Source organism: Pyxidicoccus sp. MSG2 (assembly GCF_026626705.1).
In the GTDB taxonomy this organism is placed as follows: Bacteria; Myxococcota; Myxococcia; order Myxococcales; family Myxococcaceae; genus Myxococcus.
The window spans coordinates 4,476,253-4,498,843 of the sequence record NZ_JAPNKC010000001.1 but is presented as its reverse complement, the minus strand read 5'-3'; the positions used below and the strand labels follow the sequence as shown (position 1 = coordinate 4,498,843).

General features: G+C 70.0%; 13 protein-coding genes. 10 read left to right on the top strand and 3 right to left on the bottom strand.

Annotated elements, in window-relative coordinates:
• The first annotated feature begins 250 nt into the window (after positions 1-250).
• Both OV427_RS17155 and OV427_RS17150 read left to right on the top strand, forming a co-directional pair.
• A complete protein-coding gene (locus OV427_RS17155) occupies positions 251-1,936 on the top strand; it encodes a carboxypeptidase-like regulatory domain-containing protein (protein ID WP_267857203.1) in 1,686 nt (561 codons plus the stop codon).
• Positions 1,937-2,167: 231 nt separating this feature from the next.
• Positions 2,168-2,626: a response regulator gene (locus tag OV427_RS17150; RefSeq protein ID WP_267857202.1), complete on the top strand. Its 459-nt coding sequence runs from the start codon at positions 2,168-2,170 to the stop codon at positions 2,624-2,626.
• 17 nt (positions 2,627-2,643) lie between these two features.
• On the opposite strand, the gene OV427_RS17145 is transcribed toward OV427_RS17150, so the two are convergent.
• Positions 2,644-4,026, bottom strand: a complete 1,383-nt coding sequence (locus tag OV427_RS17145; RefSeq protein ID WP_267857201.1) for an Ig-like domain-containing protein — start codon at positions 4,024-4,026, stop codon at positions 2,644-2,646.
• 316 nt (positions 4,027-4,342) lie between these two features.
• Between OV427_RS17145 and OV427_RS17140 the strand changes: the two genes are divergently transcribed.
• From OV427_RS17140 to OV427_RS17120, 5 genes are all read left to right on the top strand, one after another.
• Positions 4,343-8,167, top strand: a complete 3,825-nt coding sequence (locus OV427_RS17140) for a bifunctional serine/threonine-protein kinase/formylglycine-generating enzyme family protein (protein WP_267857200.1) — start codon at positions 4,343-4,345, stop codon at positions 8,165-8,167.
• Positions 8,168-8,377: 210 nt separating this feature from the next.
• Positions 8,378-9,346: an ADYC domain-containing protein gene (locus OV427_RS17135; protein WP_267857199.1), complete on the top strand. Its 969-nt coding sequence runs from the start codon at positions 8,378-8,380 to the stop codon at positions 9,344-9,346.
• Positions 9,347-9,554: 208 nt separating this feature from the next.
• Positions 9,555-10,823, top strand: a complete 1,269-nt coding sequence (locus OV427_RS17130; RefSeq protein WP_267857198.1) for an efflux RND transporter periplasmic adaptor subunit — start codon at positions 9,555-9,557, stop codon at positions 10,821-10,823.
• A gap of 39 nt (positions 10,824-10,862) precedes the next feature.
• Positions 10,863-14,051, top strand: coding sequence for an efflux RND transporter permease subunit (locus OV427_RS17125; protein ID WP_267857197.1), 3,189 nt, complete (start codon positions 10,863-10,865; stop codon positions 14,049-14,051).
• A 96-nt stretch (positions 14,052-14,147) separates the two neighbouring features.
• Positions 14,148-16,115 (top strand): 4-alpha-glucanotransferase, encoded by a 1,968-nt coding sequence (locus tag OV427_RS17120; protein WP_267857196.1) that lies wholly within the window; start codon positions 14,148-14,150, stop codon positions 16,113-16,115.
• 21 nt (positions 16,116-16,136) lie between these two features.
• On the opposite strand, the gene OV427_RS17115 is transcribed toward OV427_RS17120, so the two are convergent.
• Both OV427_RS17115 and OV427_RS17110 read right to left on the bottom strand, forming a co-directional pair.
• Positions 16,137-16,928 carry an AMIN-like domain-containing (lipo)protein gene (locus OV427_RS17115; RefSeq protein ID WP_267857195.1) on the bottom strand — a complete coding sequence of 264 codons (792 nt, stop codon included), beginning with the start codon at positions 16,926-16,928 and terminating at the stop codon, positions 16,137-16,139.
• Between the two features lie 87 nt (positions 16,929-17,015).
• Complete coding sequence (locus OV427_RS17110) at positions 17,016-18,023, bottom strand: DUF1028 domain-containing protein (protein WP_267857194.1); 1,008 nt, start codon at positions 18,021-18,023, stop codon at positions 17,016-17,018.
• 435 nt (positions 18,024-18,458) lie between these two features.
• Here OV427_RS17110 and OV427_RS17105 point away from each other — a divergent pair, with 435 nt between their 5' ends.
• From OV427_RS17105 to OV427_RS17095, 3 genes are all read left to right on the top strand, one after another.
• Positions 18,459-19,760, top strand: coding sequence for a pyridoxal phosphate-dependent aminotransferase (locus OV427_RS17105; RefSeq protein ID WP_267857193.1), 1,302 nt, complete (start codon positions 18,459-18,461; stop codon positions 19,758-19,760).
• Positions 19,761-20,053: 293 nt separating this feature from the next.
• Positions 20,054-21,346, top strand: a complete 1,293-nt coding sequence (locus tag OV427_RS17100; protein WP_267857192.1) for an NTP/NDP exchange transporter — start codon at positions 20,054-20,056, stop codon at positions 21,344-21,346.
• A 58-nt stretch (positions 21,347-21,404) separates the two neighbouring features.
• Positions 21,405-22,586, top strand: a complete 1,182-nt coding sequence (locus tag OV427_RS17095) for an SDR family oxidoreductase (protein ID WP_267857191.1) — start codon at positions 21,405-21,407, stop codon at positions 22,584-22,586.
• Positions 22,587-22,591 lie beyond the last annotated feature (5 nt).

The window sequence follows — 22,591 nt, the reverse complement described above, 5'->3', positions numbered from 1 at the left end:
GCCCCACCCTAGCAGGCGCGGACGGGGACAGGGCCCGGGAGGGGGTGGGTCGCCCTCGACTGCTCTCTCGGATTCTTGGGAGGGAAGGGCAGGTGCTGATCCGGCTCGGGGTGGGGTCACGGATGTAGGTGCGGGCTGGAAGTACGGGGACCCACGTCTTGACGGGATGGGCTCGGGTCGGAGAGTGTCCGCTCCACGCCCTTCCAAGTGTTGGGGCGCCGATATTGGGGAATTTCCTTTAAAGGTGGGGATGATGAAGAAGCATCTGGTTTTTGCCGTGGTTCCGTTCCTGGTCCTGGGTTGTGGCGAAGATCTCAAGGATGAGAACGGCGACGGTATCGCGGACGGCGTGCGTGAGCCGGACAGTGTGACGGTGGTGACGCCCGCCAATCCGAAGGGCACCGTTTCGGGCCAGGTGCTGGGCACGGACCTGAAGCCGCTGGGCGACGCTTCGGTGAAGATGACCATCGGCAGCTCCGCGGATCCGGTGGCGACCACCACGGATGCCGAGGGCAACTTCGAGTACACGGATGTGCCCGCCGGCTCGCAGGTGCTGCTGACCTTCACCAAGCAGGGCTACGCCACGCTGCGCGCCACCGCGACGGTTCCGTCGTCGGCGGGCAACGTGCCCATCAACAACGGCAACGCGAGCTTCGGCCCCATCACCCTGGCGAAGCTGGACGGCACGCTGAACTTCCTGCTGGTGACGCCGAGTGGCCGTCCCGCGGCCAACGTGAAGGCGACGCTCGAGGCCACGCCGGCGGGCTCCATCATCCTGTCCAACAACGAGAACACCTCGCTGGTGGTGAGCACGGTGGTGGTCGAGGCGACCTCCAACGAGCAGGGCTCCCTGGTGTTCACGGGCGTCCCCAGCGCGCCGGAGATGGCGCGGCTGCGCAGTGGCTCGGGGCAGTACAAGCTGTGGGTCTCCCCGATGGACACCGACAACAACGGCGTCCCGGAGACCGGCGGCTATGTGAACAGCTACGCGGGTTCGGACATCGTCGCGAACAGCACCCTGCGCATCATCAACCTGCCCTTCACGCGGCCGCAGGCGGGCGCGCTGAATGTCGAGAGCAGCAACGTGGCCAGCCTGACGGGGGCCACCGACTTTGATCCGCTGCGGAACATGGTCCGCGCGGGCGAGCCCATCCATCTGTTCTTCAACCAGCCGGTCCAGGCGGGTTCGATGCTGGCGCGCCTGACCGATGAGTATGGGCGCGAGCTGCTGAACGTGAGCACCGCCGTCAATAACAGCGGCTATAGCGCCACCATCACCCCGGCCGTTTCCCTGCAGGAAGGCAAGGAGTACAACCTGGACATGCGCGCGGTGTCCGCCGAGGGCGGCAGCGTCTACAGCATCACGGGTTTCTTCTTCGTGGGTGATCAGACGAGCCCGCGGACTGTCTCGATTGCCGAGGTCCGCTATCAGGAGACCTCGACGTCGGCTCCCACGGCTTCGCAGCTCAACCCCGGCGAGAAGGTGTACGTGAACTTCAGCGCGCCTATCGCCCGGGCCTATAACGTCAACAGCCCGTCCGTCGGCCCGTTCGTCCAGGTGTTCTTCAACGCGAACATCGCGGACGCGAGCGCCAGCTCCCTGAACATCATCGGCGATGTCCAGGGTGAGTTGGGCAATGCGAACGGCTTCGACCTCATCATTGATGAGCCCACCGCTCCCATCCAGACCCGCACCCCCGCGGAGACCTCCGCCTTCGGACTGACGCTGTCCAGGTACAGCAGCCGCTACTCCTTCTTCTACGGCGGCGCGTTCCCCCTGAACCCGAACAACCTGACGGTGCAGGTGGCCTTCTCCAAGCTGCCGAATCGCGCCTCGGGAAGCACCAACGGCACCTACGAGAGCATCTGGGGTCAGCCCGTCACCAACGACATGACGGTGGGCGTGGTCGCCACCCAGAACGTCCCGACGCCCTGATGCTTCACCCGCACCGGGTTTGAGTTTTCAGTACTGAATGGTTCGCGGCGCCCCCGTGGAGGAGACCTCCACGGGGGCGTTGTCGTTCCTGCACCACCGGTCATTGTTCCCTTGCTGACAGCTTCATGGGGCTTGGGTCTCACCCATGTAGGTGCTCCAGGGACGGGCGCGTTGGAAGAGTCGTGTATAGATTGCCTACCGCCCTTTCCCTACACGTGAGGCGTCGGTTCCATGAAGCGAACGGCCATGACAGCCCCGGATGACGAGGCGCTCGCCAACGCCCTCCCCACCCCCGCGGGCAACAAGAAGCGGGTCCTCGTCGTCGACGACTTCGATGACGCTCGGGAGATGTACGCGGAGTACCTGGAGTTCGTCGGCTTCGAGGTGGACACCGCCTCCAATGGCAAGGAGGCGGTGGAGAAGGCGCAGGATGGAGACCCGGACATCATCCTGATGGACCTGTCCCTGCCCATCATGGACGGCTGGGAGGCCACGCGTCTCATCAAGCAGGATGCCCGGACGCGGGACATCCCCGTCATGGCGCTCACCGGCCATGTGCTCGCCGGCAACGCGGAGCATGCCCGGGAAGCCGGCGCAGACGAGTTCGTCGCCAAGCCGTGCCTGCCGCAGGATCTGGAGAACAAGATCCGCAACATGCTCAAGCCCAGCAAGAGCAAGCGCAGCCGGTGAGATGTGGGCTGAGCCCGTCAGGGCTGCTCGTACATCAGTTCCAGTTTGGGCGGGAACGCCTCCGCATTGATGTTGAAGGAGTCCGTTTGCTGGTCGTGATTGGTATCCACGGTGAACCGAAGGCGGAACTGAGAACGGTTCGCCTGTGAGCCGCGATTGGCGAGGTCCGCGGAGACCAGCGACGTCACGGAGAGGTGGATGAAGGTGCCATCTCCAGGATAGTTCTCCCTGAAGATAACGATAGGCTCGCCTCTCGCTGGAGCGTCGAAATCGCGTGCGGCGGGCTCCAGGGACTGTCCGTAGTCGACGGACTCAACGATGAGATCGCCTAGACTGTAGAAGGCATTCCCTGCCGATCCTCCCATCCAGCTGAGGTCAGCTGAGATGATGCGGGTGGCTTCCATGGGGACTTCCGCAAGGCTGAAGGCGACAAAAGCCCGACTGAATGACTGATTGTTGATCTCTCCGATTCGGAAGTTTCCGCTTGTCTCGAATGGAGCGGGTCCAATGATGGATCCATGCCCGGACTTGATGAGTGTCTTGGAGACGAGCTGTACGACGGAGAACTGCCCTGAAATGGCACTGGAGAGCGTGTTGCCCGAGAGGTCCTTCGCTCCGGCACGAAGAGTCCAGGCGACATTGGCTGCATAGGGAAAGTCGTCGCCTGGGTTGATGGTTACGTCTGAGCCTTCAGCGTTCCATGTGAAGCCAATGGAGCCAGGAACGTGCTCCTCCGGGCTGGTGAACGTGAAAGCCTCCTCTACAGACACCCTGTCCATGGGCTCGGAGAACGTCAGTCGCAGGGACGCGTCTCGCGGATGCCCGTTGCTGTCATGGCTGGGAGACATGGATGTAACGGACGGTGCGGTTGTATCCGTGGGCGCAGTCGGAGATCGCGTCGTGAAGCTGAAAGCACGAGAGCCGATCAACAGGTTGCCTGCGAGGTCTCGCCCTTCCACGGTGACGGTGTAGTTCGTTTCTCTGGACCATGCATTGGATGGCGCGAAGGACGCCTGCGTCCCAGCAGCGTTCCAACCCGTCAGGGTGACAGCCATGGGTGGATCGACCGAAACACGAATCGAGTCGCTCCGCATCTCCTCGCTGAAATCGAGCTCCAGAATCGAAGAGTCCGAGACATCGATGGCTCCGTCGTGAGGATGGGTCGATGTCAGGGTAGGAGGCGTCGTGTCGGGTGCTGAGCTCGTGCCTGCGTCCGAGTTCGTGCCCGCGTCTGAGCCCGTGCCTGCGTCCGAGGTCGTGCCCGCGTCTGAGCCCGTGCCTGCGTCTGAGCCCGCATCCGCGTCATCAACTGGAGGGACGGTAACGACCTCGGGGAGCTCAATGCAGCCGAAAGTTCCAAGGCCTAGGATGATGAACGTGAACCAAGCGCGTGTAAGCATGAATGAACGCTCTGCATGCAACGTTCCATGGGGGATGCCCGAGTGTCGCGCATCTAGAGCAGGAGCACAGCGGCGAATGACGTAGGCCGGGCGTAGCGTCTAGGCGGTGGATGCACCATCCAGATTTTGGAACCGGAGCCCCGGGCTTCAGGTGCTCAAGCCCAGCAAGGCGAAGGGCAAGGGCGGGCAGGGGAGCTGAGCCACACGACATCCCCACTGCCCGGCATCGGACACTCGGGGCACTGCTGTTCCGCTGCGCATCGTTCCCTGCCCCCGTCCGGTTGACCCCTGGCGGGAGGATGCATAGGCACCCCCTGTGGGCTCTTCCCCCGCCGCCTCCCCGTCGCCGCCCGACGCGTGGACTCCCCCGCAGGAGTTCGACGAGTACAGGCTCGTGCGCCCCATCGGCCGCGGACGGACGGGCCGGGTGTACCTGGCCCACGACACGCTCCTCGAGCGCCCGGTGGCGGTGAAGTTCATCCCCGCGCTCGGCTCCAACGCCCTGGCCCGCTTCCTCGTGGAGGCCCGCGCCGCCGCCCGAATCCAGCACCCCAACGTCGTCACCCTCTACCGGGTGGGGCAGCTGGAGGAGCAGCCCTACCTCGTCTCCGAGTTCATCCGGGGCGTCAGCCTGGACCGGCTCTCCAAGCCCCAGCGCTGGGAGCGGGTGCTGTCCATCGGCAGGGACCTGGCGCGCGGCCTGAGCGCCGCCCACCGGCGCGGGGTGCTCCACCGGGACATCAAGCCCGGCAACGCGGTGCTCACCGAGGCCGGCGAGGTGAAGCTGCTCGACTTCGGCCTCGCCAAGCTGCTGGACGAGGCCGCCGAGCCGGGCGAGGCCCCCTCCCGCGCGGGCTCTGCCGTGACGCCGAAGCTGCCGGAGGACCTGGACCCGGAGGCCAGCCCCAACTTCTCCGCGCGCTCGCTGGACGGCGTCTTCCTCCCCTCGCTGCCGAGCGGCGCGCTGGTGGGCACGCCCTACTACATGTCCCCGGAGGCCTGGGCGGGCGAGGACCTCACGGCCCGCAGCGACGTGTACTCGCTGGGCGTGGTCCTCTACGAGTTGTGCGCGGGCCGCGGCCCCTTCCGCGACGTGCCCTGGCGGGATCTGCCCAAGCGGGTGCAGACGAAGGACGCCCGTCCCCTGGTCCAGGCCGCGCCCGACGTGGACGCCGCCTTCGCGGCCGTCATCGACCGGTGCCTGCGCCGCGAGCCGGCCGAGCGCTACACCTCCGCCGCGCACCTCCTCGACGCGCTGGAGGCCCTGTCCCGAGACGAGGCGACCACCGAGGTCCCCGAGGGCAATCCCTATCGCGGCCTCCAGGCCTTCGAAGCCGAGCACCGGGCCGTCTTCTTCGGCCGCCGGCGCGAGCAGCGCGCGGTGCTGGACCGGCTGCGCGCCGAGTCCTTCCTCCTCATCACCGGCGACTCCGGCGTGGGCAAGTCCTCGCTGTGCCTCGCCGGCATCCTCCCCGCGGTGGTGGAGGGCGGGCTGGAGGACGGTCGCCGCTGGCACACCGCGCGGCTGGTGCCGGGCCGCAGGCCCATGGCGGCGCTGGCGGCCGCGCTCGCCCCGTTGCTGGAAATCGAAGAGGAGCCGCTCGCCGAGGCGCTGCGCAGCGAGCCCGCGTCCCTCGTCCGCCGGCTGCGCGCGAGGCTGGGCGCGCGCGACGGCCTCCTGCTCTACATGGACCAGCTCGAGGAGCTCGTGACGCTGGCCTCTCCCGTGGAGGCGGCGCTCGCGGGCCAGGCGCTGGGCGCCCTCGCGGAAGGGGCCAGCGGGGTGCGGCTCCTGGCCACCGGCCGGAGCGACTTCCTCACCCGCCTCACCTCCGTCCCCGGCCTGGGCACGGAGGTGCCGCGCGCGCTGTACCTGCTGTGCGCCCTGACGCCCGAGGAGACGCGAGAGGCCGTCACCGGCCCCGCCCGCGTGAAGGGCGTGCGCTTCGAGTCCGAGGCGCTGGTGGACGCGCTCGTCGCCTCCACCACCTCCGCCGACGGCGGGCTGCCGCTGCTCCAGTTCGCGCTCGCGGAGCTCTGGGAGGCCCGCGACGCGGAAGGCCGCGTGATTACCCAGGCGGCACTGGACTCGCTGGGCGGTGTGGCCGGCGCGCTGGCCCGGCATGCGGACGCCGCGGTGGCACGGCTGCTGCCGGACCAGCGCAGCGCCGCCAGGGGCGTGCTCCTGCGCCTCGTCACCGCGGACGGCACCCGCGCGCGCAAGACGGACCGCGAGCTGGTGGGCGACGACGTGCGCTACCGGGCCGCGCTGGAGGCCCTCGTCCACGCGCGCCTGCTGGTGGCGCGCGAGGCGCAGGATGGCACCTCGTACGAGCTGGCCCATGAGGCGCTGCTGGCCGGCTGGAGCACGCTGGCGCGCTGGCTGGCGGAGGCCGCCGAGCGCCGCGAGGTGCAGGCCCGGCTGGAGGCCGCCGCCGCGCACTGGGAGAAGCTGGGCCACGCGCGCGAGGCGCTGTGGGGCCCGCGTCAGCTCGCCGAGACGAAGCTGCTCGACGTTGGCGAGCTCACGCGCCGCGAGCAGGACTTCCTCAAGGCCTCGCGCCGCACCATGGTGCGCAGCCGGCGCATGCGGCAGGGGCTGGCGGCGGGCTTCATCCTGTCGCTGGGGCTCGTCTACGGCGGCCTCAAGCTGCGCGAGCGCTGGGGCCTCGACACGCAGGTGCGCGCCGAGCTCCAGGAGGCCGCGCTCGCCCTGCGCGCGGTGGCTCACGAGCGCGCGGCGCTGGGCTCCGAGCGCGCCGAGGCCTTCCGCCTCTATGGCAGCGGCCACCGCGCGGACGCCGACAAGCTCTGGGGCAGGGCGGGCGCCCAGGCCGTGGCGGTGCGCCACCGCTATGACGCCGTCGCCGGCCGGCTGGAGCGCGCGCTCGCCCTGGCGCCCGGCCGCCCCGACGTGCGCGAGGCGCTGGCGGACTTCCTCTACGAGCGCGCCCTGTGGGCCGAGCAGGACGGCGACACCGCGACGCTGCCCACGCTGCTCCAGCGGCTGAAGCTCTATGACATCTCGGGCACGCGCTGGCAGCAGTGGAACGCGCCCGCGCGCCTCACGCTGGAGACGCCCGTTTCCGGCGTCCAGGTGGAGCTGCGGCCGCTGGGCCGGGACGCGCAGGGACACGAGCAGCCCGGTGAGCCGTTGCCGCTCGTCGCGGGCCCGTGGTTGGACGTGCCGGTGCCGCCGGGGCGCTACCAGCTCTCCCTGCGCGCGCTGGGCCACGAGCCGGTGGTGCAGCCCGTGCTGCTGCGGCGCGGGGAGGCGCGGAAGCTCGGCGTGCCCCTGCCTCGCGCGGGCGCGGTGCCCGAGGACTTCGTCTTCGTCCCGCCAGGGGAGGTGCGCTTCGGCAGCGCGGCCGAGGCCAGCGTGCGCGAGTTCTTCAACGCGGTGCCGCTGCACCCGGTGGACGTGCCGGCCTTCTTCATCGCCCGTCACGAGGTGACGTACGCGGACTGGCTGCGCTTCCTCGAGTCCCTGCCGCCCGACGAGCGCGCGAAGCGCCTGCCCCGTGTGGGCACCGGTGGCTACGCGGGACTGCTCGCGCTGGACCGCGTGGACGGCACCTGGCGGCTGCGCTTCCAGCCCGGCAGCGAGCCCTACGTCGCGCGGGCCGGCGAGAAGCTGCGCTACGCCAACCGCACGCGACGCGTGGAGCAGGACTGGCTGCGCTTTCCCGTCAGCGGCGTCACCTTCGCGGACGCGGAGGCGTACGCGGCCTGGCTGGCCTCCAGTGGCCGCGTGCCCGGTGCGCGGCTGTGCTCGGAGCTGGAGTGGGAGCGCGCCGCGCGCGGCGTGGACGGGCGCGAGTACCCGCACGGCGACACGCTGGGCCCGGACGACGCCAACATCGACACCACCTATGGCAAGCAGCCCGGGGGATTCGGCCCGGACGAGGTGGGCAGCCACCCCGGCTCGCGCAGCCCCTTCGGCGTGGACGACCTGGCCGGCAACGTCTGGGAGTGGACGCGCTCCTGGCTGGAGCCGGGCAAGGCGGTGGCGCGCGGCGGCAGCTTCGCCTTCGCGGCCACCTCGGCGCGGGCCACCAACCGCGAGCTGCCGGAGCCCGAGCTGCGCGACGTGACGATGGGCCTGCGCGTGTGCGCGGACCCGCTGGGCGCGGGGCCCTGAGCCGCCTGCCTGCACGCCGGGCATCCTGCCAACCTCCGTACACCCCGCGTTACCCGACGCTGGAACCCCTGGTCCTCCCTGCCGTGCCAATGCACTGCTCGCGAGCGGACGCTGCAAGTGCACGTCCGCATGCGGGAGTCTTGCGGCGCACGGCGGGACTGCAAATCTTGCAAGCCGTAGGACGGGTGGTCGGGTCGGGGAGGTCGGGTCATGGGCGAGCGGCGGGTGGTGCGGGCGGTGTTTCTGGCCTGCGGGTTGGTGGGGTGTGCGGGCGGCTCGGTGACGGAGCCTGAGTCCACGCTGCAGTCGAGCGTGGCGGAGCTGGCTTCTCCCAACGGGCGCAACCTCAACGGGCGCAACCTCAATGGGCGCAATCTCAACGGCACCGCGATGGGGCCGCTCGTCTCCGTGAATCTGTCCGGGGTCATGGCCTCGGACAGCGTGGATGACCCGATGAGCTCGGCGTGGCTGCAGGGCAGCGTCTTCCACGGCTTCAACGGGGGCCGCGAGGTGTCCGGCCTGGACTTCCTCGGCGCGCGCTTCGTCGGCAACCTCGACGGCGGCCAGCGCGTGGACCTGCGTGTGGACGCAATCAATCCGGCCACCGGTGCGAGCGGCGACATCTGGTCCTACCGCGTCTCCTTCCTCGACAACACGGACGGCACCTGGAAGCCCGCGTGCCCCGCGGCGGATGGCTCCGCGCTGGAGGCCATTCCCGTGTCCGGCACCTGGAACCACCGGGAGGGCGTGCCCGGTGGCGGTGCGCACCTGGACGACCCCACCCTCTTCACCTTCGCCTGCGAGGGCGCGGCCATCGCCAAGTGCGTCCACTTCGGCTACCGGCCGTGGGCGACGACGGCGGACGGCCGCAGCCTCGCGGACCACCACCAGGCCTGCACGCGCATGGTGCGCGCGGACTTCTGCGGCGACGGCACCTCGCACACGCAGGATGGCAACTGGGTGAACCTCTACGACGCGCGCGGCGTGCAGCAGGACACCGAGTCGTGGCAGCTGGAGGCCGAGTGGAACACCGATGGCGCCCTGTGCTCCACGTCGTCCACGCGCTCCACCCAGCCGGTGAGCTGCCCCAACAAGCCGCAACTGTCGGGCTGCGGGCAGCCGGGCCACTTCCGCACCGGCACCCTCATCATGAGCGAGGTGCCGCCCGCGACGCCGTGAAGCGGCGTCTCCCGGACGACGCGGCGCCACGGAGCGCGTCCTGAGCGGCTCGCCCGCCTGCCTGCCCCGCTTTCAGGCAGTAGACACGCGGGGGCTTCCGGGTGCGGAACGACACCGGGTGCGGCTACCGGAGGCGGGGGGGCGGCACCATGGTTAGCCGGCTCGCCGGGGCCCGGAGGCCGGCCCGGCGGAGGACGGGAGACTCGCCGTGAAACGCGCGCACGTGAGCGGGAGGACGCGAAGCTGGGGGCTCGGGCTGCTGCTGGGCGTGGTCTGTGTCGTGGCCGGTTGCAAGAAGGACCCGGACGGAGCGGACGCGAAGCCCGTGGAGCCGGTGGTGACGCTCGGGCAGGAGAACGTGGCCCGCGCCGAGGCGCGAGCGCTGCAATCGGGCCCCGGCATCTCCGGCACCCTGCAGGCGCGCACGGCGGCCGCGGTCCGCGCCGAGGTCGGCGGCACCATCCTCGACATCAAGGCCGAGCAGGGCCAGCGGGTGAAGAAGGGCGAAGAGCTGGCGCGCATCGAAGCGGCCACCCTGAGGGACCAACTGCTCGCCATGCGCACCACCGTGCGGAGCGCCAGCAGCGCGCTGCAGGTGGCCCGCGCGGAGGAGGAGCGCAGCGCGGGACTCGCCAAGGCCGGCGTCATCACCCAGCGGGACTACGAGCGCGCCCAGCTCGGTGTGTCACAGGCGGAGGGGCAGCTCGCGGAGGCGCGCTCCCGGCTGGCGTTGGCACAGGAGCAGGTGGGCCGCTCGCGCATCATCGCGCCCTTCGACGGCGTGGTGAGCGAGCGTCAGGCGAGCGCGGGCGACGTGGTGCAGCCCGGTTCGCCGCTCTTCACGGTGGTGGACCCGCGCACGCTGAGACTGGAGGCCTCCGTACCCGCCGCGCGGCTGGAGCAGGTGAAGCCAGGCACGTCGGTGGAGTTCCAGGTCACCGGCTACGGTGAGCGCTCCTTCAGCGGCAAGGTGGAGCGCATCAACCCCGTGGTGGACCCGGCCACCGGTCAGGTGCGCATCTACGTGGCCATTCCCAACACGGACCTCGAGTTGCTTGCGGGCCTCTTCGCGGAAGGCCGCGTCGTCTCTCAGGAGCGGCGCGCGCTGGCGGTGCCGGTGGATGTCATCGACGCGTCCAACGGCGGCCCCGCGGTGATGCGCATCCAGGACGCGCGCGTGCAGCGCGTCCCCGTGACGCTGGGGTTGCGGGACGACGTCGCGCAGCAGGTGGAGGTTCGCTCCGGGCTCCATGCGGGAGACCTGGTGCTGCTGGGCTCGGCTCGCGACGAGGTGCGAGAGGGCTCGCGCGTGAAGGTGGAGGCGCCGCGTCCGGAGTCGAAGCCGGTGGCGGATGACGGCCCTGGCGTGGGCGGCTCGGAGGCCCCGCCCCCGGCTCCGAAGCAGCAGGGACAGGCCCCTTCCACGCAGCCGAGCACGCAAGGCACCGCCGAGGGCGCGACGTCGCCCGCGCGCTGAGGCCGCCCTCGTCCCATCGCACTCGTCGGGAGTCACTCCGTGTTCATTTCGGACTTCGCCATCAAGCGTCCCATCGTCACCATCACCGCGATGGTGGCCCTGGTCGTCTTCGGCCTCGTGGCCCTCTGGCAGTTGGAGACGGACGAGTTCCCCGACGTCCAGCAGCCCGTCATCAACGTCACCATCGCCTACCCGGGAGCCTCGCCGGACACGGTGGAGCGCGAAGTCGTCGAGCCGATTGAAGACGCCATCTTCGCCATCAACGGGGTGGACCCGAAGGAGACGACGTCCACGGCCACCGACGGCCTGGCCACCTTCACGGTGTTCTTCAACTTCGAGAAGGACATCCAGGAAGCGTCCCAGGACATCCGCGACGCCATCTCCAGCAAGCGCGCGGACCTGCCGCAGGAGATGGAGGAGCCCATCCTCACGCGGTTCGACCCGGCGGACCAACCCATCGTCTCGCTGACGCTCACCTCGGACCAGCTCGACGTGGCGGCGCTGTCGCGCGTGGCGGACCCGTTGGTGGTGGGCGAATTGCGCTCGGTGCCCGGCGTCGCGCAGGCGAACGTGGTGGGCGACGTCGAGCGGGAGATGACGGTGCAGCTCAAGCCGCGGGCGATGCAGGCGGCGGCCGTGTCGGTGGCGGATGTGGTGGGCGCGCTGGAGGCGCAGAACCTGGCGGCGCCGGTGGGCCGCATCAACTCCAAGCTGTCCGAGCAGTCCATCCGCCTCCGGGGCCGTCTGGAGCGCGTGGAGGACTTCCGCGACATGGTGGTGGCCACGCGCAACGGACAGGCCATCCGCCTGTCGCAGGTGGCTGACGTCTTCGTGGGCTCCGAGGAGCCGCGCACGCTGGCGCTCTACGACGGCGCGGAGGCGGTGGGCATCGACGTGCTGAAGTCCAAGGGCTTCAGCACCACCGAGGTCGCCGATGCGGTGCGCGCGCGTGTGGAGGCCCTGCAGACGCGGCTGCCCGCGGGAGTGAAGCTGGCCATCGTCCGCGACGCGGGCGTGCGCGTGGAGAACGCGGTGGAGAACGTGCAGTCCGCGCTGCTGGAGGGCGCGCTCCTCACCGTGCTGGTGGTGTTCATCTTCCTCAACTCGTGGCGCTCCACCGTCATCACCGGCCTGGCGCTTCCGGTGAGCGTGCTCGCGGCCTTCATCAGCGTCTGGGTGTTCGGCTTCACGCTCAACACCATGTCGCTGCTCGGCCTGACGCTGGCCATCGGCATCCTCATCGACGATGCGATTGTCGTGCGAGAGAACATCGTCCGCCACGTGGAGATGGGGAAGGACCACTACACGGCGTCGCGCGAGGGTACCTCCGAAATCGGGCTCGCGGTGTCGGCGACCACCTTCTCCATCGTCGCCGTCTTCGTCCCGGTGGCCTTCATGTACGGCGTCGCGGGGCAGTGGTTCAAGCCGTTCGCCCTGACGATTGCGTGCGCGGTGCTGGTGTCGCTGTTCGTCTCCTTCTCGCTGGACCCGATGCTGAGCGCGTACTGGCCGGACCCGCAGGTGGAGAAGGGCGCACGGCGTGGCTTCATCTCCCGGCAGTTGACGCGCTTCAACGGCTGGTTCGACCGGCAGGCGGACCGCTACAAGAGCGTCATCGCCTGGGCGCTGGACCACCGGCTGGCCATGGTGCTGGTGGCGGTGGGCTCGCTGGTGGGCGCGCTCGTATTGCAGGGGACCGTGGGCGGCGCGGGCTTCGTGCCGGTGAGTGACCGCGCGGAGGTGGAGGTGCTGGTGGAGACGCCGCCGGGCTCCAGCCTGGACTACACGCGGCGCAAGGTGGAAGAGGTGGTGCGCCTCACCCGCGCGCACCCGGAGGTGGCGTACACGTACAGCACCATCGGCGTGCCGCTGCCGCTCAGCGCGCCGGGCGTGGACCAGGCGCTGGTGTACGTGCGCCTCAAGCCGAAGGCGGACCGCGACGTGAGTCAGGACGCGCTCGGCCGCATCTTCCGTGACGAATTGAAGACCCTGGGTGGCGCGAAGGTCTCGGTGTTCACCTCGGGCTTCGGCGGTGCCTTCAAGCAGATTCAATTGGAGCTGCGGGGGCCGGACCAGAAGGTGCTGGCGCAGCTCGCGCAGCAGGTACAGAAGGAGATGGAGGCGGTGCCGGGCGCGGTGGACGTGGGGCTGTCCACGCGAGGGCAGAAGCCGGAGCTCGAAGTGGAATTGAACCGCGGGCTGGCGGGGCAGCTCGGGGTGACGGTGGGGCAGGTGGCCCAGGTGCTGCGCCCGGCCTTCGCGGGCCTGGACGTGGGGGACTGGGTGGACCCCATTGGCGAGACGCGCGATGTGATGATTCGGCTGGCGCCCGAGGCCCGCGACAACCCGAACGACCTCGCGCAGCTTCCCATCCGCGTGGCTGGAGTGCAGGGCGGCCCGATTCAGCTGGTGCCGCTGGGACAGGTGGCGGACATCCGGCAGACGCTGGGGCCGGCGCAGATTACGCACCTGGACCGCGAGCGCGTCATCAACATCCAGGCGAACACGCAGGGGCGCTCGCTGACGGAGGTGATGACGGACATCCAGGAGCGGGTGAAGAGTGTGCAGCTGCCGTCGGGCTATACGCTGACGACGGGCGGCGAGTCCGCGGACCAGGCGGAAGTCTTCACGCGCGTGTTCATCGCGCTCGGGGTGGCGGTGCTGCTGATGTACCTCATCCTGGTCATCCAGTTCGGCTCGTTCCTGGACCCGCTGGCCATCCTCCTGTCGCTGCCGCTGTCGCTCATCGGCGTGGTGCTGGCGCTGATTGTCACGCGTGACACGCTCAACATCATGAGCCTCATCGGCGTCATCCTGCTGATGGGCATCGTCGCGAAGAACGCCATCCTGCTCATCGACTTCGCGAAGTGGTCACACGCGAAGGGCATGCCGCTGCGTGAGGCGCTCATCGAGGCGGGGCGCATCCGCCTGCGGCCCATCATCATGACGACGCTGGCGCTGGTGGCCGGCATGATTCCGGTGGCGATTGGCGCGGGCGAGGGCGGCGACTTCCGCGCGCCGCTGGGCCGCGCGGTGATTGGCGGCACGATTACGTCCACGCTGCTGACGCTGCTGGTGATTCCGACGGTGTACGAAATCCTGGTGGACGGCCGGAACTGGATGAGCCGCAGGCTGCGCAAGGTCTTCCACATGCGTCCTCCCCAGGAACACGGGCCTCACGGTGGCGGCGGCGAGCCCCGTCCGGTGCCCCAGGCCCGTCAGGACTGAGGGGCCTGGCACCGCCGGGCGTTGATGTTGAACGTCTGGCCCACCAGGACGGTTGGCGACTCGCGCGGAGGCTCCTAGGGTCGCTCGCTGCCCGATATGGCTCCAGCGCCGCTGCCCGAAGACCACCGCCGACTCGTCACCGAGGCGCTCGCCGCGCTCGATGTCCGCAACTGCGTGTTGAGCATCCACGACCCGAGCTTTCCCAGCCTCCCCGAGGAGGACACGGGCTGGGGCTCGCCGTACTCGGAAGGGGCGGCGCGCTTCCTCGCCTTCGCGCGGGAGCTGGGCTTCAACGGCATCCAGCTCGGGCCGCAGGGACAGACCACCGAGTACAACGCGTCGCCGTATGACGGCACGCTCTTCTCACGCAACCTCCTCAACGTGGCGCTCGCGCCGCTGGAGGAGCCCGAGCCCTGGGGCGCGCTGCTGCCGCGCGGGCGCGTGGCCGCCCTCGCCGCGAGCCGTCCCCGCGACGCCAGCCCGGGAGCGCGCTACCGCCACGCCTTCCGCACGCAGCTCGCCGCGCTGAACGAGGCGTGGGAGTCCTTCCGCCACCAGCGCGAGGCCCCGGACGCGTCTCCCGCCCTGCGCGCGCTGGCCGGGCGCTTCGCCACCTTCCGCCAGCAGCACCACGCGTGGCTCCTCCGCGACGGCCTCTTCGACGTGCTGTGCGAGGAGAAGCACGAGCCGGACTGGAGGCGCTGGGGCGACTCGCTCGACGGACGGTTGTGGAGCCCGCGCCATGGGGAGGAAGGCGCGGCCGCCGCGCGCCTCGTGGAGCTGGAGGCCCGGTACGCGGACGCGCTGGAACGCTACGCCTTCTTCCAGTTCCTCGTGCACGCGCAGCACCAGTCCCTGCGGGAGCGCACGGCGGGGTTGCGTCTGAAGCTGTATGGCGATTTGCAGATTGGCCTCTCGCCGCGCGACACGTGGGCGTGGCAGGGCCTCTTCCTGCGCAGCTACCTCATGGGCGCGCCGCCCAGCCGCACCAACCCGGATGGCCAGCCGTGGAACTACCCCGTGCTGGACCCGGAGCAGTACTTCGAGGACGACGACGCGGGAGTGGCCGCCGGGCAGCGGGCCGGGCCGGTGCTGCGCTTCATGAACGCGCGCATGGACAAGATGCTCGGCGAGTACGACGGGCTGCGGCTGGACCATCCCCACGGACTCGTGTGCCCGTGGGTGTACCGCGCGGACGCGATGGATGCGCTGTGGGCCGTGCAGCACGGGGCGCGCCTCTTCTCGTCACCGGACCTGCCGGACCACCCGGAGCTCGCGCGCTACGCGCTGGTGCACCCGGAGCAACTGGACCGCACGGTGCCCCGGTACGCGGACCGGGAGGTGAAGTCCCTCACGCCGGAGCAGGTGCGCCGCTACAGCGTCCTCTTCGACACCATCGTGAGCGCGGCGCGGCGCAACGGGCGGGACCTCGGCGATTTGCTCGGCGAGGTACTCAGCACGCTGCCGTATCCGCTGGAACGGGTGCTGGCGCAGTACGGGCTGGGGCGCTTCCGTGTGACGCAGAAGGCGGACCTGAACAACCCGACGGACGTGTACCGCAGTGAGAACGTGGCGCCCGAGGACTGGGTGATGGTGGGCAACCACGACACGAAGTCCCTGTGGCAACTGGTGGGCGAGTGGCAGTGGAGCGGCAGTCTGAAGGCGCAGGCGGACTACCTCGCGTGGCGACTGTGTCCGGAGGAGGCGGAGCGAGAGGCCTTCGCGCGGAAGCTGGCGGCGGACCCCGGGCTGCTGGCGCAGGCGAAGCTGGCGGACCTGTTCGCCAGCCGTGCGCGCAACGTCATGGTGTTCTTCACGGACTTGCTGGGGATGACGGAGACGTACAACACGCCCGGCACCGTGGACGCGCGGAACTGGTCCCTGCGCGTGCCGCCGGACTGGGCCCGCGAGTACCGCGAGCGGCTCCAGTGCGACGCGGCGCTGAATGTGCCCGCGGCGCTGGCCATGGCCCTGCGAGCGAGAGGCGCGGAGACCCACAAGCGGCACCACGCACTGCTCGCGGGCCTGGACCGGCTCGCGAGCAGGCTGCGGCGTGGGCCGTGAGCCGCGCCCCACGTCGTGACGTCAGTGCTGCACGTCCACCACGAGGCGGGTGGGCTCGTGCAGCTCCATGACGCGGTACTTGTTGGGGCCCTTGTTGCCGAGCACCCACGTCACCTCGCCTTCGAAATCACACGTGCGCTCCAGCTCGAGGATGACGGGCAGGCCGGGCTTCAGCTCCCGCTCCGCGACGGTGGCCTGGCCCTTGTCGTCGTGTCCTCGCGCGGGAGTGAGCGTCACCTGGAGCCAGCCCTGGCCGGCCACGGACGTCGGGTCTCCCGAGCCGCACTTGATGATGGGCTTGTCCACGTACTCCAGGCGGTAGCCCGGGAGGCTGGCGCCGTCGAACTCGAACACCACGCGGTCGAAGTCCGGGTGCTGCCCCGCGCGCACCGAGCGCAGCGTCACCGGCATGCCCGCGGCGCGCTTCAGCGTCACGTTGCCCGCCGTCCACTCGCGGTTCTTCAGGTCTTCGGGAGGCTGACCCGCCGCGGCTCCCGGAGCAGGCGCCGGAGTCGGAGGCACCGGGGCCTGGCCCTGGGGAGGCGTGGGCTCCGCCTCGGGAACATCGTCCGGCTGTCCCGCCTGGGCCACCGGCACGGTGCCCCCGTCACCGGGGAGCACGACATGCACGGGCGGCTTCGCGGCGGCCTCGCCTTCACGGGGCAGGGTGCCCGGCGGCGGGCCCGAGGGCTGGGCGGGCGAGTCATCCGGAGCGGGCAGCTCCGCGGCGGGATGCGGAGGCCCCTCCTCCTTCTTCGAGCACCCGGCGATTCCGATACACCCCGCGAGCCACAGCGACGTCAGCCTGCGCATCGTCCCTCTCCTGGCGGCCCGCTCGGTGAGGGCCGGCGGCCTCCCTCTCTCACGAGCGGCGCCCGGGTGCCAGCCCTACCGCGCGCCTCATTGCCCCGGCGTCGGGCCGAGGAGCGCGCCCAGGTCCGCGTCGCGCAGGAAGTTGACCAGCACACCGTCAATCTTCCGCACGCCACCCACTACCACGGTGGGCTTCTCGAAGAAGAGGTTGTTCCACACGAAGTCGGCCAGGGCCTGCTCGGCGCTCTGGGGCCAGCTGGCATCCATGGGTCCGCGGTAGTACCCGAGCTTGTGCAGCGCGCGCTTCACCACCTTGGCGTTCTCCCGGTCCAGCGGCACCAGGTCGGCCGCGTACGTCACGGCGAGGCCGGCCTGGTAGCGGTTCAGCTGCACCTCCAAATCGCGCATCGCCGTGGTGCTGCCGTGGGTGACGGCCTCGGCAATCATGTGCGTGTAGAAGGCGGAGTCGTCCGTGCTGTTCCACACCCGCACGACGCCGGAGCGGTCGCCATTGCGGTCTCTGCCCACGCGCGAGCCTGCCTTGAGCGAGGCGAACAGACGCTGCGGCAGGCTGCCCCGGGCCCGGTCGAAGGCCTGGGCCATGACGGTGCACATGTCGGCGGTGGTCTGGTTGTTGGCCTGCACCACGTAGGTGGCGCCCTTCACGGCGCACCGGAAGTCGCTGCTCTCCTCCCCCGTGCGCTGGCCCACCGTCACGCTGCCGTCGGGGTTCAGCTTCACCGCGGCGAGCTGGCGGTACGCGCCATACGGGTCCGCCGCCATCACGGTGTCGACGGCGGCCTGTGGCGCGTCGCCCGAGTCGATGCGGGCGATGATGGCGTTCGCATCATCCACCGACGGTATGTACATGGAGGCCACCGCCACGTCCGAGCGCCCATAAGGCACCAGCCCGCTGACGCCGCTGGGGAAGGAGATGACGGCCATGCCGCACGACTTCTCCACCGGGTCGCACGCGACGATGGCGCGCGTGCCGAACAGGCGGGGGTTGACCGCGGGACGGTCCGCCGCGGCAGCGGTGGAGGACGCCAGCAGCAGGGACGAGAGGACCAGCAGGCTGCGCTCGAACAGCTTCATCGTCGGAACCTCGGGACGAGGGTGCCCGCTCCGCGCGCGCCAGACGGCACGGCGGTGGAGCCCTCGCGGATGGGGTGTGGAGTGGAAGTCAGGGGCGCGATGCCGCTCGCCCCCGGTCACTGTCGGAGCGGAAAACGACGCAGCTCCCTGCTCATATCGGGCGACACGGGACGTCCGGGGAATACGCGCGGGGGCCTCGCGCGGAGGCTCGGCGTACGCGTCGCTCCGACCTTTCCGGAGAGGGCCCGGCGTCCTGGCTGCCCCTGGCTCGGTGGGCCGGGGTAGGGCACCCCCCCCGGAAAATGGAAACAGCGGCACTTCGGCCACCGGATGCAAATGCATGACACACGGGGGGCCGGGCCGCGGTTATGGTGCGCGCCCGGCCGCAGTCCGCGTGGCCCCCTTCAACGCGAACGAACCGGAGAGCAACACCTCATGGCAATCGACCTCACCTCCCTTCCCCGCCCGTCACGGGATGACTCCACCGTGGGCACCATGGCGAGGGGCCTCGTCGGCAGCGAAATCCTCAAAATCGCCGCGCAAATCCGGGAGCTCGTCGCCAAAGGCCAGAAGGTGTGCAACCTCACGGTGGGCGATTTCGCGCCGAAGGAGTTCCCCATCCCCGACGGGCTGCGGCAGAACATCGCCACCGCGCTCCAGGCCGGGGAGACGAACTACCCGCCGTCCGACGGCGTGCTCGACCTGCGCCAGTCGGTGCAGCGCTTCTACGAGCGCGCGCTCGGCCTGAAGTATCCGCTGGAGGGCATCGTCATCGCCGGCGGCGCCCGCCCCATCATCTACGGCACCTACCGCGCGGTGCTGGACGAGGGAGAGACGGTCGTCTACCCGGTGCCCTCGTGGAACAACAACCACTACGCGTACATCATGGGTGCGAAGAGCGTGGTGGTGGAGACGGACCCCGCGCACGGCTTCATGCCCACCGTGGAGCAGCTCGCGCCGCACCTGCCCTCCGCGCGCCTGCTGTGCCTGTGCAGCCCGCTCAACCCCACCGGCACCATGATTTCGCCGGACGCGCTGGCCGCCATCTGCGAGCGCGTCGTCGCGGAGAACCGCGAGCGTGAGAAGCGCGGCCACAAGCCGCTCATCCTCATGTACGACCACATCTACTGGGTGCTGAGCTTCGGCGCGGTGAAGCACGTGACGCCGGTGGAGCTGGTGCCCGAAATCGCGCCGTACACCGTCTTCGTGGACGGCATCTCCAAGGCCTTCGCCGCCACGGGCGTGCGCGTGGGCTGGGGCGTGGGCCCGCCGACCATCATCGCCCGCATGCGCGACGTGCTGGGCCACGTGGGCGCCTGGGCGCCCAAGGCCGAGCAGGTGGCGGTGGCGCGCTACCTCGACGACACGCAGGCCACCGAGTCCTTCCTCACGGTGATGCGCCAGCGCGTGGACGAGCGACTGGAGGCGCTGCACAAGGGCTTCACGCGGATGCGCGAGGCGGGCCTGCCCGTGCAGCACATCGCCCCGCAGGGCGCCATCTACCTCTCCGTGCGCTTCGACCTGGTGGGCAAGGGCGGCCTGAAGACGAACGACGACATCCGCAAGCTGCTGCTGGAGAAGGCCAGCTTCGCGGTGGTGCCCTTCCAGGCCTTTGGCCTCCCCGCCGACACCGGTTGGTTCCGCCTGTCCGTCGGCGCCACCTCGGTGAAGGAAATCGAGGAGGCCCTGCCCCGCGTGGAGGCCGCCCTCCGCGAGGCGCTCGCCGCCGGGAAGTAGTCCGTCCCAGCCATCCGTGGGGACCTGTCCGTACGAAGTGAGGTCCCCACCCTTCCCGGATTCGGGACGCCGCGGGCCCGGGGAACGAAGTCTGGAGAACGGACCCCGGGGCTCCGCGTCGCACGGCATTTTCGGTCCGACCTGGGACGTTCTCCGGACGGGGAACCCGGGAATACACTGCCCGGGCCTTCGTTGGCCGGGCAGTGCCCGGCTGGACCTCAGGAGTCCGGGCACGTGCCCGGCCGGGACTCAGGCTTCCGGGCTTCCCTCAACGCGCGCGACCATCACCCCCCATGCTCAAGCGATTCGTGGATGTCCGGGACGAGGAGGTGGGCGCGGTCCTCGGCTCGTTCCTCTACTTCTTCACGCTGATGTGCGGCTACGCCATCCTCAAGCCCATCCGCACGGAGCTGGGCACGGCGGGCAGCGTGAAGGACCTGCCCGAGCTCTACACGGCGACGTTCCTGGTGATGCTGGCGGTGGTGCCGGCCTTCTCGGCGGTGGTGGCGCGCTGGCCGCGCCGCGTCGTGATTCCTCTCGTCTACCGCTTCTTCCTGCTGTGCCTGCTGGTGCTGTTCGCGCTGCTGAAGCTGGAAGTGGCGCCGGTGCTGGTGTCGCGCGTCTTCTTCGTGTGGCTGAGCGTCTACAACCTGTTCGTCGTCTCCATCTTCTGGAGCTTCATGTCGGACGTGTTCGCCAGCGGCCAGGGCAAGCGTCTGTTCGGCTTCATCGCCGCGGGAGGCACCACGGGCATGCTGGTGGGGCCCTTCCTGGTGGGGCGCCTCGCCAAGCCGCTGGGCCCCGTCAACCTCATCCTCATCACCGTGGTGCTGCTGGAGGTGAGCACGCAGTGCGTGCGCCGGCTGGCGAACTGGGCCCATGACGTCCAGCATCAGCCCCCGGCCGCGGAGGGCCCCGTGGGCGGAGGCGTGCTCGCCGGGCTGCGGCTCATCATGACGTCGCCGTTCCTGCTGGCGCTCGGGCTCCAGGTGCTGCTGTACGCGGCCACGTCCACGTTCATCAACTTCCAGGAGGTGCGGCTCGTCTCCGAGGTGGGCAAGGACGCCGCCCACCGCACCGCGCTGTACGGCGACATCGACTTCTACGTGCAGCTGGCGACGCTGCTGTTGCAGGCGCTGGTGACGGGGCGCTTCATCTCCAGGCTGGGGCTGGGAGCGGCCATGGCGGTGGCGCCGGTGCTCACCGCGCTGGGCTTCCTGGGGCTGGCGGCGGTGCCGGTGCTGGGGGTGCTCATCGCCTTCAAGTCGGTGCGCGGGGCGAGCCACTACGCGCTGGAGCGCCCGTCGCGGGAAATCCTCTTCACCACGGTGGACCGCGAGGCCCGCTACAAGTCCAAGAGCTTCATCGACACGGTGGTGTACCGGGGCAGCGACACGGTGAGCGGGTGGCTCCAGGAGGGGCTCAAGGCCCTGGGCATGAGCATGACGGGCCTGTCCCTGGTGGCGGTGCCGCTGGCGGGGCTGTGGCTCGCGGTGTCGCTGTACCTCGCGCGACATCAGCGGAAGCAGACGGGAACTCCGGCCACGCTCGGGCCCGCGGTTCCCGATAATGTCCCGGCCCGCTGAAAGCGGCCCGTTCCGCACGCAGTCCTTCGAAGCAACAGGGCAACAGGAGAAACACGGCATGAAGCTGTCCCGTAGAGGAGTGATTCAGGGAGCGGCCGCGGTGGGCTCGCTCTGGGCGCTGGGCTGTGCCTCGTCGAGCAAGTCCGGCGCGGGCGGTACGGACGCGGACACGCAGGGGCAGGCCGCGAAGGTGCCGCCGCCCGGCAAGCCGCAGAGCATCCTCATCCTCGGTGGCACCCAGTTCCTGGGCCCGGCGCTGGTGGAGTTCGCGCGCTCGCGCGGCCACACCGTCACCCTGTTCAACCGCGGCCGCACCAACCCGGGCCTGTTCCCGGACGTGGAGAAGCTGCAGGGCAACCGCGACCCGAACAAGGACACCGGCCTGAAGGCGCTCGAGGGCCGCAAGTGGGACGCGGTGGTGGACACCTCCGGCTATGTGCCGCGCGTCGTGAAGGCCTCGGCGGAGTTGCTGGCGCCGAACGTGGAGCACTACGTCTTCGTGTCCTCCATCTCCGTCTACAAGGACCTGTCGAACTACGGCGTCGACGAGTCCTCGCCGGTGGCGACGATGCCGGACGAGACGAACGAGAAGGTGATGGAGAACTACGGCGCGCTGAAGGCGCTGTGCGAGAAGGCGGCGGAGACGGCCATGCCCGGCCGCGTCCTCAACGTACGCCCGGGCCTGATTGTCGGGCCGGACGACCCGTCGGACCGCTTCACCTACTGGCCGGTGCGCGTAGCGCGCGGGGGCGAGGTGCTGGCGCCGGGTGACGGGCAGGACCCCGTGCAGTTCATCGACGCGCGGGACCTGGCGGCGTGGATCATCCTCGGCGTCGAGCGGCGCACGAAGGGCGTCTTCAATGCCACGGGCCCCAGCCAGCCGGTGCTGATGAAGGACCTGCTGGAGCTGACGAAGAAGACCACGGGCGGCGACGCGACCTTCACCTGGGCGGACACGGCCTTCCTGGACAAGCAGAAGGTGGCGGCCTGGACGGACATGCCGGTGTGGGTGCCGCGCACGGGCGAGGAGAAGGGGCTGGGGCGGATCAGCATCGAGAAGGCGGTGGCCACGGGCCTCACCTTCCGGCCCACGGCGGACACGATTCGCGACACGCTGGCGTGGTTCAAGACGCTGCCGCCCGAGCGTCAGGCGAAGCTGGATGCGGGCATCACCGCCGAGCGCGAGAAGGAAGTGCTCGCGGCCTGGCACCAGGAGAAGGGCACCGCGAAGGCGGGCTGAAGTCC

What these genes read in the sequence shown, in the direction of transcription:
- OV427_RS17155 (WP_267857203.1), top strand. Translation starts at nt 251, where the DNA reads ATGATGAAGAAGCATCTGGTTTTTGCCGTGGTTCCGTTCCTGGTCCTG.
- OV427_RS17150 (WP_267857202.1), top strand. Translation starts at nt 2,168, where the DNA reads ATGAAGCGAACGGCCATGACAGCCCCGGATGACGAGGCGCTCGCCAAC.
- OV427_RS17145 (WP_267857201.1), bottom strand. Translation starts at nt 4,026, where the DNA reads ATGCTTACACGCGCTTGGTTCACGTTCATCATCCTAGGCCTTGGAACT.
- OV427_RS17135 (WP_267857199.1), top strand. Translation starts at nt 8,378, where the DNA reads ATGGGCGAGCGGCGGGTGGTGCGGGCGGTGTTTCTGGCCTGCGGGTTG.
- OV427_RS17120 (WP_267857196.1), top strand. Translation starts at nt 14,148, where the DNA reads ATGGCTCCAGCGCCGCTGCCCGAAGACCACCGCCGACTCGTCACCGAG.
- OV427_RS17115 (WP_267857195.1), bottom strand. Translation starts at nt 16,928, where the DNA reads ATGCGCAGGCTGACGTCGCTGTGGCTCGCGGGGTGTATCGGAATCGCC.
- OV427_RS17110 (WP_267857194.1), bottom strand. Translation starts at nt 18,023, where the DNA reads ATGAAGCTGTTCGAGCGCAGCCTGCTGGTCCTCTCGTCCCTGCTGCTG.
- OV427_RS17105 (WP_267857193.1), top strand. Translation starts at nt 18,459, where the DNA reads ATGGCAATCGACCTCACCTCCCTTCCCCGCCCGTCACGGGATGACTCC.
- OV427_RS17100 (WP_267857192.1), top strand. Translation starts at nt 20,054, where the DNA reads ATGCTCAAGCGATTCGTGGATGTCCGGGACGAGGAGGTGGGCGCGGTC.
- OV427_RS17095 (WP_267857191.1), top strand. Translation starts at nt 21,405, where the DNA reads ATGAAGCTGTCCCGTAGAGGAGTGATTCAGGGAGCGGCCGCGGTGGGC.